Source organism: Mycobacterium sp. NGS61, from assembly GCF_059812325.1.
Map to the genome: position 1 here is coordinate 155769 of NZ_JCALCL010000009.1, position 13184 is coordinate 168952.

11 protein-coding genes and 1 tRNA gene are annotated in these 13184 nt (G+C 64.4%); 5 read left to right on the forward strand and 7 right to left on the reverse strand.

Annotation, left to right across the window (positions count from 1 at the left end):
* Positions 1–24: 24 nt before the first annotated feature.
* Both ettA and AC5Y3Z_RS18725 read right to left on the reverse strand, forming a co-directional pair.
* On the reverse strand, positions 25–1701 hold the full coding sequence (gene ettA, locus AC5Y3Z_RS18720; RefSeq protein WP_463824880.1) for an energy-dependent translational throttle protein EttA: 1677 nt from the start codon (positions 1699–1701) through the stop codon (positions 25–27).
* A 79-nt stretch (positions 1702–1780) separates the two neighbouring features.
* The gene (locus tag AC5Y3Z_RS18725) at positions 1781–2281 is read right to left on the reverse strand and encodes a single-stranded DNA-binding protein (RefSeq protein WP_463824881.1); all 501 of its coding nucleotides are present in this window, start codon (positions 2279–2281) and stop codon (positions 1781–1783) included.
* Positions 2282–2472: 191 nt separating this feature from the next.
* Between AC5Y3Z_RS18725 and AC5Y3Z_RS18730 the strand changes: the two genes are divergently transcribed.
* Complete coding sequence (locus AC5Y3Z_RS18730; protein WP_463824882.1) at positions 2473–3213, forward strand: hypothetical protein; 741 nt, start codon at positions 2473–2475, stop codon at positions 3211–3213.
* Here AC5Y3Z_RS18730 and AC5Y3Z_RS18735 read toward each other — a convergent pair.
* The 4 genes from AC5Y3Z_RS18735 to lipQ form a co-directional block, all read right to left on the reverse strand.
* The gene (locus AC5Y3Z_RS18735) at positions 3161–5572 is read right to left on the reverse strand and encodes a glycerol-3-phosphate 1-O-acyltransferase (RefSeq protein WP_463824883.1); all 2412 of its coding nucleotides are present in this window, start codon (positions 5570–5572) and stop codon (positions 3161–3163) included. The genes AC5Y3Z_RS18730 and AC5Y3Z_RS18735 overlap by 53 nt on opposite strands.
* A gap of 8 nt (positions 5573–5580) precedes the next feature.
* Entirely contained in the window at positions 5581–7326 is a 1746-nt protein-coding gene (locus AC5Y3Z_RS18740; protein WP_463824884.1) for an HAD-IB family hydrolase, read from the reverse strand.
* Positions 7323–8777: a WS/DGAT/MGAT family O-acyltransferase gene (locus AC5Y3Z_RS18745; RefSeq protein ID WP_463824885.1), complete on the reverse strand. Its 1455-nt coding sequence runs from the start codon at positions 8775–8777 to the stop codon at positions 7323–7325. Before AC5Y3Z_RS18745 ends, AC5Y3Z_RS18740 begins: the two co-directional genes overlap by 4 nt.
* A 152-nt stretch (positions 8778–8929) precedes the next feature.
* Positions 8930–10189 (reverse strand): esterase LipQ, encoded by a 1260-nt coding sequence (gene lipQ / locus AC5Y3Z_RS18750; protein ID WP_463824950.1) that lies wholly within the window; start codon positions 10187–10189, stop codon positions 8930–8932.
* 187 nt (positions 10190–10376) lie between these two features.
* Between lipQ and AC5Y3Z_RS18755 the strand changes: the two genes are divergently transcribed.
* The 4 genes from AC5Y3Z_RS18755 to AC5Y3Z_RS18770 all read left to right on the forward strand — a co-directional run bounded on the left by AC5Y3Z_RS18755 (position 10377) and on the right by AC5Y3Z_RS18770 (position 12737).
* A tRNA-Arg gene (locus tag AC5Y3Z_RS18755) sits at positions 10377–10450 on the forward strand.
* Positions 10451–10475: 25 nt separating this feature from the next.
* Complete coding sequence (locus AC5Y3Z_RS18760) at positions 10476–10784, forward strand: hypothetical protein (protein ID WP_463828933.1); 309 nt, start codon at positions 10476–10478, stop codon at positions 10782–10784.
* Between the two features lie 201 nt (positions 10785–10985).
* Positions 10986–12380: a flavin-containing monooxygenase gene (locus AC5Y3Z_RS18765; protein ID WP_463828934.1), complete on the forward strand. Its 1395-nt coding sequence runs from the start codon at positions 10986–10988 to the stop codon at positions 12378–12380.
* Positions 12381–12434: 54 nt separating this feature from the next.
* Entirely contained in the window at positions 12435–12737 is a 303-nt protein-coding gene (locus AC5Y3Z_RS18770) for a hypothetical protein (RefSeq protein WP_463828935.1), read from the forward strand.
* Positions 12738–12768: 31 nt separating this feature from the next.
* Here AC5Y3Z_RS18770 and AC5Y3Z_RS18775 read toward each other — a convergent pair whose 3' ends face one another.
* Positions 12769–13023 carry a hypothetical protein gene (locus AC5Y3Z_RS18775; protein WP_463828936.1) on the reverse strand — a complete coding sequence of 85 codons (255 nt, stop codon included), beginning with the start codon at positions 13021–13023 and terminating at the stop codon, positions 12769–12771.
* Positions 13024–13184: the final 161 nt, after the last annotated feature.

The following is a 13184-nucleotide window of genomic DNA, read 5'->3' on the forward strand; positions in this document are numbered from 1 at the left end:
CCAACTGGGTTGGCAGAGCTGACACTAGTCCCGTGTAAGCCTGCGATGGGTCACTCTGTGCGGACGCGCCGCATCGGCACCGAGGCGTTCGACCTTGTTCTCCTCGTAGGCGCCGAAGTTGCCCTCGAACCAGAACCATTTGGCCTCGTTGTCGTTGTCGCCCTCCCACGCCAGGATGTGGGTGCAGGTGCGGTCGAGGAACCAGCGGTCGTGGGAAATCACCACTGCGCAGCCGGGGAAGTTCACCAGCGCATTTTCCAGTGAGCTCAGCGTTTCGACGTCCAGGTCGTTGGTCGGTTCGTCGAGCAGGATCAGATTGCCGCCCTGTTTGAGGGTCAGCGCGAGGTTCAGCCGGTTGCGTTCGCCGCCGGACAGCACGCCTGCGGGTTTTTGCTGGTCGGGACCTTTGAACCCGAACGCCGACACGTAGGCCCGCGACGGTACCTCGGTCTGGCCTACTTCGATGTAGTCCAGGCCGTCGGAGACGGTTTGCCACACCGTCTTCTTGGGATCGATGCCGGCCCGGCTCTGGTCGACGTAGCTCAGCTTGACGGTGTCGCCGACCTTCACCGTGCCGCTGTCCGGCTCCTCGAGCCCGACGATCGTCTTGAACAGCGTCGTCTTACCGACCCCATTGGGTCCGATGACACCGACGATGCCGTTCCGGGGCAGCGTGAAGGACAGGTCCTTGATCAAAGTGCGGCCTTCGAAGCCCTTGTCGAGGTGGTCGACCTCGACCACCACCGAGCCCAGGCGGGGTCCGACGGGGATCTGGATCTCCTCGAAGTCGAGCTTGCGGGTCTTCTCCGCCTCGGCAGCCATCTCCTCGTAGCGCTGCAGTCGGGCCTTGCTCTTGGCCTGACGCGCTTTGGCGCCGGATCGGACCCAGGCCAGTTCCTCTTGCAGCCGTTTTTGCAGCTTGGCGTCTTTGCGCCCCTGCACTGCGATCCGCTCGGCCTTCTTCTCCAAATAGGTCGAATAGTTGCCTTCGTAGGGGTAGGCGCGGCCGCGGTCGAGCTCCAAAATCCATTCCGCGACATTGTCGAGGAAGTAGCGGTCGTGGGTGACCGCCAGGATTGCCCCCGCATAGCTGGCTAGGTGCTGTTCGAGCCACTGCACGCTTTCGGCGTCCAGGTGGTTGGTCGGTTCGTCGAGCAGCAGCAGATCCGGTTTGGATAGCAGCAGCTTGCACAGTGCGACGCGGCGCCGTTCACCGCCGGAGAGGTTGGTGACCGGTTCGTCCGGCGGCGGGCAGCGCAACGCGTCCATAGCCTGCTCCAACTGAGAATCCAGGTCCCACGCGTCGGCGTGATCCAAGTCCTCCTGCAGCCGGCCCATCTCCTCCATCAGCTCATCGGTGTAGTCGGTGGCCATCAGCTCGGCCACTTCGTTGAAGCGGTCGAGCTTGACCTTGATCTCACCCAGGCCCTCTTCGACATTGCCCCGAACGGTTTTCTCTTCGTTGAGCGGTGGTTCCTGCAACAGGATGCCCACCGTTGCGTTGTTGGCCAGGAAGGCGTCACCGTTGTTCGGCTTGTCCAACCCGGCCATGATCCGCAAGACGCTCGACTTTCCGGCCCCGTTGGGGCCGACGACGCCGATCTTGGCGCCGGGATAGAAGCTCAACGTGACGTCGTCGAGGATCACCTTGTCGCCGTGCGCCTTGCGGACCTTCTTCATCGTGTAGATGAACTCAGCCATGCCGCGGTGTTGCCTTTCTGGTCTTCAAGAAACTCGCTGTGAAATATCCGCGGACCATCCTATGCACCACCGCGGTCCGCTAGGCCGACAGTGGCAGCGCCCGGCGTCCCGCCGCATCGGCACCGACGGTCAGATCCAGAGCGGGTTCATCCGTCCCGGCGAGTTCGCCGTCGGTTGCGGCGGCGTCCGGTAGGCCGGTTGCCGCGGTGGTCGCGGCGTCCTCCCCGGTGCGGCCCGGGGTCTCGACCCGCAACCGGGACAGGTCCGGTCCCACCGCCGTCGCGCGCATCTCGACCGAGGAGCGACGGTTGCCGTCCTTATCGTCATATTCGCTGGTGTAGACGTGGCCCACGACGATCACCGGAGAGCCCTTACCGAGGGTGGCGCCCACACCCGCGACCAGCCGGCCCCAGCAGTTGACGGTGATGAACAGGGAGTTGCCCGACTCCCACCCACCGTCACTGGTGCGCCGCCGCGAGTTGCTGGCTACCCGGAACTTGATCAGGTCCTGCTCGCCGACCTTGCGGCGCTGCAGGTCGTTGACGATGTGACCGACGACGGTGAGGGATGTTTCGAACATTGCGCTGATTCCTTCCGATTCGCCGGGGGTCCTTCCCCGGTCGCGTGCTTGTCTGGAACCCATTGAGCGCCGAGTCACCGACACCCCGAGCCGGTGATCGCTGCGAGGGTGGCACCCTGTGGAAAACCCCGCGACTGTGGATAGGTCGATGCGGCGCGATTACCGTGGACGACGTGGCGGCGGTGGGGGCAATGAACGTCGTTGATGACATGTGGCCAGCACGCTGGCTAACCGAGAGCGTCCGAAGCTTCGCCCACAATGTGGGGTCGCTGTTGCCGGCTACCTTCGCGGCCTTCGCCCGGGTGTTCCACCCAGCATTTGACGGCTCGGAACAGGTGCGCTGGGCGGAGGTCGCGCACGCCAACAACAAGGTTGCCCACCCCCGGATGCAGTTCACCGCGCTGACCGGTTACGCGTCGCGTTACGACCCCGCCTATCGCGCGTCGCGACCCGGAGTGTTCGAGGAAGCACCGGCGGCGGGGACCCTGCGGCCTGAGATCGCCGGGCCGCTGTCGCGGATCCTGGCGCGGCACACGACGACGGCCGACAAGTGCTGGTTCGCGGTATGGCACGGTCGCAGTGACCTTGACCGGGCGTTTCACGGTCGGCCGACCTTCGAGTTACCCGCCCGCAGCTATCACCTTGCCTGCGGTCCGATCACCGCCGCCGCGCAGTCGGTGGCAGCGCCGGGTTTTCGGCACCTCTCCCCCAACCTGTGGTGGCCCGATGACCAGGCCTGGTGTGTGATTACCGAAATCGACCTGGACAGCACCTATCTGGGCGCCTCGGCGGCCTGTGTTGAGGAAATCGTGGCCGCCCCCGGTCTGGAAACGGCACGCGTCAGCGTGAGCGTCGGCATCACCGCGGACAGCGACGCCCTCAATCCGACGGGGACGACGGATCCGCCCCAGCAAGTTTGGCCGCGCCGGTGACACCAACCTCCCGGTGTTTTGCGATGCGTTGTTGGCGCGCCTGAAACTCCCGCTCGGCGAACCGGTTGCGCGCGATCTGCCCCACGTAGGTGAAGTCCCGCAAAATATTTCGCAGTTCGCGCCGGAACGTCTCGCGGCGCTCAGCAAGGTCCGGACCCCGCGCGATCAGATCCTGGTCGGCGGCCACCTGTCGGGCGGTGTCGAACAACAGCGTCGACACCGACTCGCTGCTGCGAACCCGTCCCTGTGCGACGTACTGCCGGCCCACGCCAAGTGCCAGGTCGGTCAGTTCCTCCCGGCCGATGTCTGCCGGGGCATCGCGCAGCACATCGGCGACAATCTCGTAGGCCTCGAAGAACACCCGCAACATCGCTTCGGACATCAACGGGCGCTTGGCGTACAGAATCTTCTCGATCTGCTCGCCACCGGCCGCCACGTGCGCTTCCCAATCTTGGTGCCAGGCAATCTCTTCGGCGATGTTGGCGCGGAAGGACGCCGAGTCGGCGAAGTAGAAGTCGAATTTCAGCAGATCCCGCAGCCGCATCGCCTGCGCCCAGAACGCCTCGACCCGGTCGCCCTCAGCGTGCCGGGCGTGCGCCAGCGCCAGTTCGACGATCGATGTCTCCAAGAATGCGTGAATCACCGAGTTGCGATAGAACGCCCCGGCGTGCTCGTCCTCAGGTGCGATGTACCACACCGGTTCCCGCCCGCTGTCGACGCGAGTCACCGGGTGCCCGTTGGACAATGCGTCCACGGCTGCCCGCACTCCCTCACGGGAACGCAACCGCAGCGCACTGGTGGACACCGGCGTCTGCTTGCGGTCCAGGTAGTCCAACGAATCCTGCAATGTGTGGTGCAACTGATCGAGGGTCAGCGCTGTACCGCGAGTCGTCAGCAGCAACGCCGAGACCAGCCCGGTCGCCGTCACCGGTGTGGACTGCAGGATGCGCCATGCCACCTCGAATGACATCTTCTGCAGCGCAAGCCTTTTGGCGGCATCATCGTGGGCCAGCGGACCGTGCGGTTCGCCGAGATACTGGCGCATCGACACCGCTTCGGGGAAACGCACGTAGATCTTGCCGTAGTTGCGTTCGCCCTGGGCTTTGATGAAGTTGTAGAGCCAGCTGAAACCTTCGGGTGTCTTCTCCGCACCTTGGGCGTAGGCCGCGTATTCGGCGATCTCGTGCAACTGGTCGAAACAGATCGAAACACCCTGCAGCAGAATGTCTTCACTGCGACCGTCGAGGTAGGCATCGGCGACATAACTCATCAGCCCGAGCTTGGGCGGCAACATCTTTCCGGTACGCGACCGGGTGCCCTCGATGGACCAGCTGAGGTTGAACCGCTTTTCGACGATGTAACCCACGTATTCCTTGAGCACATACTTGTAGAGCTTGTTGTCGCCGATGTTGCGCCGGATGAAGATGGTCCCCGACCGCCGCATCAACGGTCCCATCACTCCGAAAGACAGGTTGATGCCACCGAACATATGGACCGGGGGTAATCGGTTGTCCTGCATCGCAACCGGTACCACCGCGCCGTCGATGTAGGAACGATGCGAGAACAGCAGCACCGCGGGATGGGCTTCCAGCGCGGTCCGCATGGCCGCGACTTCATACTCGTCGTAGTCGAATTCCGGATCGAAGCCGCGGCTGAGCAACTTGCCAAGGACCGAGATCACGTCTACCGAGGCCTGGCTCCAACCCGTCGCCAATTCGTCGAGCATTTTGCCGGCTTCCTCGACGGTGGCGCCGGGGATCGCATCGAGTCCGGCGCGAAAACGCGCTGAGGCCAACATTTCCGGCTTGACCAGTCGAGGTGACTTGTACTGCGGTCCCAGGATCCGGTACTCCGCGCGGGCCAACGCCAGCAATGCGCGCCGGGTGACGAACTGCGCGAATTCTCGGGGGTTCTCAGCGACGGTTGTTTCGTGCCACTGCTGGCGCAGCTCGGACACCCTGGCCGACTCGCCGGCCACCACTCGTGCGCGCCACGGCTCGGTGCGCAGTATGCGTCGCTGCTGACGTTGACTGGGGTGATAGGGATCCCGGCCTGGGAGCAGCGCGGCCACTTTGGCCACCTTGCCGCGGTCGGCGGGCGGCAGCCAGAAGACCCGTACCGGCACGATCGACCGGTCGCCCCCCGACTCGAGCTGCTCGATCAGCGCGGTCAACGCCTCCGGCGGCGCGTCCTCCGACGGCAGCTGCACCACATCCAAGGATGTCTGCGGGCAGCGGTCCCGCTGCGCGCCCAACCAATCGGTGACCAGCTTCACCTCGACCGCTGTGTCCATCGACGCGAGTACCAGCGCGTCTTCGGCAGTCAGGTCTGCGCTGGTGTCGGCGGCCGGCTTCGTCACGGCCGTCCTCACTGATCCGCGTTGGGCTGGTGCGCCTCAACATCTTTGGGTTCGACGGTTGATTCGTGCGGGGTGATGTTCGGCGTCGCCTTCGGGGTGGCTGGCAGTTTAGTCGGCGCCTTTTTGGCGGGCGCCTTCTTCGCGGCAGCCTTTTTCGTCGTCTTGGCCGGGGCCTTCTTGGCGGCAACCTTCTTAGCAGGGGCCTTCTTGGCAGCAGCCTTCTTCGGCGGCGCTTTCTTCGCGGGTTTCCGCGGTTTGTACAGCGCGGGCTCGGGCAGCTCGTCGATCGGCCAATTCGACAGCGTGTCGAGGTAGAGCTGGCGAATTTCGGCAATCCGTTCGGGCAGGTTGTCCAGCGTCCAATCATCGACCGAAATCGGCGGGAAGACTGCGACATCGACCGTGCCAGGGTTGATGGTGGACGAATTGCGGGATGCGACGATCTCCGCGTTACGGATCACGATCGGGACGATTGGTATCCCGACCGTCATCGCGATCCGGAACGGCCCTTTCTTGAACGGGCCGACTTCGGTGGTGTCGAGCCGGGTACCTTCCGGCGCCATCAAAATGGACAGTCCGTTCTTGGCGCGTTCCTCAACGGTGTGCAGTGTCTCCACGGCTGCGGCCGAGTCGTCGCGGTCGATGAACACCCCCTCCAGCACCTTGCCCAGCGTGCCCATGATCGGGTCTTTTTCGAGTTCTTTCTTGGCCACGGCAACCCAGTTGTCGCGGATCAGCGCGCCACCGATGATCGGATCAACTTGGTTGCGGTGGTTGAAGATAAACACCGCTGGACGCTGCGCGGTGAGATTCTCCCTGCCGATGACATTCAGGTGCACTCCAGCGGCAGTCAGCACCGTCTGGGAGAAGTTGGACGTGAAGAAATTCACCCCCCGCCGCCGGTTGCGGGTCAAGAGCCCGACCCCGACCGCGCCGGCGGCGATGGGCAACATCGAACCGAACCCGGCCAGGGTACGGATCTGCCGGCGCAGCCCTACCCCGCCCCGGCTGTCGAATTTGAGGATCGGCCAACCGCGACGGTTGGCGACGGCGGCCATCTTGCCTTCGGGATTCGTCGGGCGCGGGTTGCCGACGAGATACATCAGGGCGACGTCCTCGTCACCGTCGGCGTAGAAGTAACTGTCCTTCAGGTCGATGTCGTGCTCAGCGGCAAACCGTTGCACCGCAGCGGCTTTGCCCGGCCCCCACAGGATCGGCTTCACCACACCACCGGTGAGGATCCCGTCCTCGTTGGTCTCGAACTTGTTGGTGAGGGTGTTGGAGATGCCCAGGAACCGGGCGACCGGGTTGACCTGAATGGTCAGCGCCGACGAACTGAGCACCACGGTGTGCCCGCGGGCCACGTGGGCGCGCACCAATTCCCGCATCTCGGGGTAGATCCGCGATTCGATCCGCTGGTTGAACAGCCGTTCCCCGATTTCATCCAGATCGGTCAGGACCCGTCCGGCCAGCGCCATGGACGCCCGGCTGATGAGTTCCTCGAACTCGATGCGGCCCAGCGAGTGATTCAGCGCCCCCTGCACCATGCTGAGCAGCTCACCAACCCCCATGTCGCGGCGGCGTAACCGTTCCTGGGTGAGGATGACGGCGGTGAACCCGGCCACCAACGTTCCATCCAGGTCGAAGAACGCGCCGACTTTCGGGCCCGGCGGACTGGCCATGATCTCGGCGACCGAACCGGGCAGCCTCAGGTCCTTGGACCGCCCCGCGTCGTTTTCGTCCGCTGCGCTCACGACGACACCGCCTGCTCAGACTCGAAGGACGCCGCCACCGCACGCGGCGGCGGATCACCGGCGAGCGCCAAGATCTCGTCGAATCCGTCCAGCAGGCACTGCGCGAACAACTCGTCCTTTCGCACCGAAGCTCGGTCGTAGCGCACGGTGATGGTGCACCAGCCGCCGCGCGAGATCAGCACCACCATCATCGCCACACCGGGCAGCGGCCCGATGCCGTACTGCCGCAACACTTTTGCCCCGGCGATGAATGTGTCCCCCGGGTACACCGGGACATTGCTGGCCTGCACGTCGGACCCGATCACCGAGCCGGTGATCCCTTCGAGCACCGCGGTGGGCAGCACACTGAGGACCGGCGCGATGGATCCGACGATGTTCATAGCGGGTTCGTCGCGGCGCTGGGTCATCTGCGCGCGGATCTTCTTGATCCGCGCCACCGGGTCGACCGTGCCGACCGGCGCCGCCAGGTTGACGCCGGTGAAGTTGTTCCCACCCGCCGCGTCGCCGTCGGACCGCAGGTTCACCGGCACCGCCATCGGCAGGGTTTTGATCGGCACTCCGAGAGCTTCGTGGTAACGCCCCAGCGCACCGCACAGGCCGGCGAGGTACGCGTCGTTGATGGACCCGCCGGCGGCTTTGGCGGCCTTGTGCAGATCGGCGAGTCGGATGTCGATCACCTCGGTGCGGGTGGTCAGGCTGCGCCGCCGCAGCAGCGGCGAAGGCTCGGCGGCCCGGTTCAGCACCCGCGCTCCCGACACGGCGTAGCCGACGACACCCGACACCGTCGACACCGGATCCAGCACCGCGCGTCCGGCCGCCGACACCGCACCGGTCAGCGCGCCCAGCGCACCGCCAACGATGGCGAGGGGCAGGTGGTTGATGCCTTGGCGCATCAGGTCGTTGGGGGTGAGATCCTCCGGAACCGGCTGCGGGGGCATCGGCCTGGGCGGTGGGTCGCGCTCCAAGTCGTAGATCTCGGCGAACATCTCCACGCTGCCCACCCCGTCGGTGACCGCGTGACTGAGGTGCAGCAGAGTGGCGGCCGTGCCATCGGCCAGACCCTCGACCAGGGTGGCCGTCCACAGCGGTCGCGAGATGTCCAACGGCGACTGCAACATCACTTCGGCGAGATCAAGAACCTCGCGCAGCGTGCCGGGTTCGGCCACCCGCATGCGACGCACATGGAAATCCAGGTTGAAATCGGGATCGACCACCCAGCGCGGCGAAGCCGTCGGGAGCGTCGGCACCACGACTTTCTGCCGCAGCCGCAACACTTTTCGGGACGCATTCTCGAAACGGGACCGGAATCGATCCCAGTCGGGAGTCGTATCCAGCAGTTCCAGCGCCATGATTCCCGAGCGCGTTCGCGGATTCGCCTCGCCCCGGTGCATCAGATAGTCGACCGGTCCCAACTCGTCCGACAACCCGACGGGCCCGCCGGACTCAGCCACGGTCACGTCCCTTGGCGAGCCGGGCAACTCGACACCTCACCGCTGATCGAACCTCCTGCTTGAACCCCGCCATCGAAATGCCAACACAACGCTAGTCGCGTTGCGGCGGTGGTGAAAGGTGAGGATCGGCTCAGGTATCGCGCGGATGCCGGTCAACTGGCCGAATTGGCCACCAGCGCCAGCGAACCCAGCGACGCGCTGTCCCGTCGCCCGTAGACGACGCCCAGGAAGTCGGCGACGGCATCAGCGGCCAGCCGGGAGCGGACCGTCGGGGTGATGTCGAATGCGTGGTGCGCGTTCGCCAATTCGGCATACGTCACCGTCTCCGCCCCGGCCTGACGCAGTGCGGCGCAGAACGCCCGGGCCTGGCCGCTGGGCACCAGCTCATCCTTATCCCCGTGCAGCACGAAGAACGGCGGGGCCTCGCTGTGCACGTAAGAAATGGGCGAGGCGGCGACGTAGCGTTCCGGGTGCTTGTCGAAGCGGGCCTTCATCACGAACTGCTCGAGGAACGGCAACATCATTTCGTGCATGTTGTCGAAGTCGGTGAAGTCGTAGACGCCGTAATAGGGGGCGACCGCCTGAACCGTGGTGTCAGCGCGTTCGAAGCCCGGCTGGAACGTGGGGTCGTTCGGGGTCAGCGCGGCCAGCGAGGCCAGGTGGCCGCCTGCTGAGCCGCCGGTGATCGCAATGAAGTCGGAGTCGCCGCCGTAGTCGCCGATGTTCTCTCGCACCCACGCGATGGCGCGTTTGACGTCGACGATGTGGGCGGGGAACTTGGCGCGCGGGCTCTTGCTGTAGTTGATCGACACGCAGATCCAACCGAGTTCGACCATCCGGCTCATCAGCGTGTAGGCCTGCGGACGCTTGCCGTTGAGGCTCCATGCGCCGCCGGGAACCTGAATCAGCACCGGGGCGCGGTGACCGGGCGCCAGGTCGGGCCGACGCCAGATGTCCAGCAGATGCTCGTTGCCGCCCGGACCGTAGGAGATGTTGGAGGTCTTGGCCGCGTAACGCCGGTGTGGGCCGGGCTTGGGCTTGGGCAGCAAGCCGCGCCGGGGCAGCACCGAGCGGTTGGTGGTCGGGTGCGAGACGAGGTCGCGGAATTCTGGTCCGAAGGCGTGCTCGAGCGCGGCGTTCAGCGCCTCGCCGGCGCGCTGCGCCGCCCAGTTGGCACCCACCCGGTTGATCGACGGCGGAGCGATCCGGGTCAATGCGTGCCCGGTGACGACGTGCGGCGGGAACTCGGTGGCCACCCAGCCCGCCACCCACCCGACGGCGAACGGTGATCCGCGCAGGAGGAGCGAACTGGCCCGATAGGTCGTCTTGGCGTCAGCAGCCAGCTGCGCGCCTTGCCGTCGCGCCTCAGCACCGACCCGCGAGCACCGCGTAGCCACACTGGACAAGCACATAACGAAGTCCACCCCTCGACGTCAGGCACACGCCTCATTGCGGTTAACGGCCGATTACCGGCCGATGTTGTACGTGTGTCGAGGCTCACACAATAACCCATTCGTAGCTGACTTAAACATCTTTCGCGGGTGTTGTGTCGGCTGTGCCGCTTGATATTTCGCGGTTGGATAGACTGACCTGCGCATTGCCTCCGTAGCTCAGGTGGATAGAGCAAGGGCCTTCTAATCCCTAGGTCGCACGTTCGAGTCGTGCCGGGGGCGCGTCGATAGGTGATCACCTCGGTCGGTGGCTGACATTTCTGCGGCAACGGTGATAGTGCCGGAGTCGGCGCGGGCACCGCGGGCCCGGGCACTCCGGCGGATCGGAGGGGGCCGGCGCAACGGGCGCGGCCGGTGTCGGCGGCGTGGTGGCGGCGGCGCCTACAACCGCTCCGGCAATGGGTCGCCGGGCCTGATACCGGCAGGTGGCGCCGGCAACCCGGTATTCGACAACAATGGTGGCAACGGCGGCGCGGTCGGCGGGATGGGTGGCCAGGGCGGCTTCGGCACCTTCTATTCCAGTGACAACGGCAGCGACGGCCAAAGCGCATCGTGATCGAGCACTTGCGAAGCCAACGGTGGGCAGTGCTGGATATATCAGTCGAGCCCGCGGAAGTGTGCGGGCAGTTCTTTCCCTCTAGTCAGCGGCTACGCTGCGGCTTCGATGTTTGGAAAGCGCCCCGCCCGGGTCATCACTGCGCGGCGGGTCACTGTACATGGGCGCGGCGCCTACATTGTCGACTCCGGGAAGGCCCCTATGAGCGCGACGCCTACGCAGGAGACCACGGTCGTCGTGATCGGCGCCGGGATCACCGGGATCAGCGCCGGGTACTACCTGGCCCGTAACGGCTTCGACTACGTCGTGCTGGAGGCCGATGACGACGTCGGGGGCATCTGGCACACGCAGCGCTGGCACGGCGCGCGGTGCGACTCGGATTTCGTCAAGTATTCCTACAGCTTCAAGCCGTACACGTCGGAACGATGTCTGGTGGACCGCGAGGATATCCAGCGGTATCTGCGGTCGGTCGCCGAGGAGTTCTCGATTCTGGAGCACATTCGTTTCGGTACCCGGGTCATCGCCGCGAACTACGACTCCGGCACGCAGTGTTGGGACGTGCACACCACGCGCGGCAGTTTTCGTTCGCAATTCCTGATCAACGGCAACGGCTATTTCTCCCTGCCGCACATTCCGGTGTTTCCAGGCGCCGAGACCTTCGCCGGTGAAATCATTCATTCGTTCGACCTGGATGCGGCGCGCACATTTCCCGGCCAACAGGTGGTGCTGGTCGGCAGCGGCTCCACCGCGGTGTGTGCGGCGCCCGAACTGGGACGAGTTTCGGGATCGATGACCATGCTGCAACGTTCCCCCTCCTATATCTACGAGATCGACAATCGCGCCACCGTGTTCATGCGACTGTGCCAGTCTTTGCACAACCGCGGCCATAAGCTGCCGATGAGGATGCTGCGCACTTACCTGCAGGCACGCGACGACGCAATTTTCGTCGGGTTCCGTAAATTTCCCCGGGTTGCGCGGTGGTTTTTCCGCCAACACTGGCGACGGGCGGTGAGCAGCGCGGACCTCAAGGAACACTTCTCCCCGTCCTACTCGCCGTGGGAGCAGCGGATTCCAGTGGCAATCGGTTTCAAGGACGCGGTGCGCCGCGGTGACGTGCGAATGAAGACCGGCGCCATCGAGCGCTTCACTTCCCGTTCCATTGTCCTGGTCGGCGGCGAGGAACTGGAATGTGACGTGTGCATCCTGGCGACCGGATTCGAGCTGGACTTCTTCAAATTCCGGCTCTGCGTGGACGGGGTCGAAGTCGATACGGCAGGAATCAACTTCTACAAAGGCATCATGATGGGTGGGGTGCCGAATTATTTCCAGCCCGTCGGAGTGTGGCATTCCGCTTGGACGCAACGTTCCGAGGCATCCACCAGATTCGCCATGAAGATCATCAATTACATGGCGTCGCACGGGTTGCGTGAAGTCAGCATCGAACGCAAAGAGGTCGAGTACACACCGTCGATCACGCCCAACTACCTGATGCGGGACCTGTCGGCGTTGCCCCGGCTTTACGGCAGTTGGGAATTGCCTACGGTCGACAACCTGTTTCGCTATCGGTTCGAGCCGCGCAAGCTGAGTTTCGCCTGACAGATCCGGAATTTAATTTTCGCGTCGGCACGACTCGTCGTATTCCGGTAAAATTTGAAAGTGATCAAGTTTTTCCACACCCCTTGTGGCCATCCGTACGACTGCACTGGAACAGACGCCGATTTACTGGCTGAACAACTTCGGCGAATCGAAATCGATTTCGCTCAGGATCTCGAGCGAGCCCTCACCACCGGACTACTCGGCTATCGCTCGAGTTCGATGCCGGACATCTTCACCCAGCAGGCTTTGAACGCCGTGGCCGCCGAGTACCCCTACCCGACACCGGAAACGTTGCAGGCCGCACACGACACCTACGACGCGCATGTCGCGTGGACGAAGCAGGACAGAGAGTGCTGACGTCGCCCCTGCCACCTGTTTCAGCCCTTGATCAGCAGGGCGAATCACCGGGCGTGTAGTAGGGGACACCTTCGGCCGTGTAGCACGGCGGCATCCCCGCATCGCGCTGCCGCACCTCATCCCACGCCTCGGCCACTGCAATGCTGCCCACCGGGCACTCCTCGGCGTTGGTATACCGGCCCGACCCGACTTCCCGGCAAATCGTCGCCTGCGCCGCGGGTGCCAGAGCAATTTGCACAGCGGCAGCGGCGGCCGCGGCGAGAAATGCAGCCGAGAATTTTTTCATGGCGACAAACCCTATCGTGTTGTGAACGGATACGGCATTTATATTCCGGTAGCCAGTAACGACGGGCTCGAGTTACACAGGGCCGTCCGAGACGATGGCAGTGACATCAAAAACAATGGATATTTCGCCGCAATTAAGCGGGTGAGTCCTCGACGTTAAGA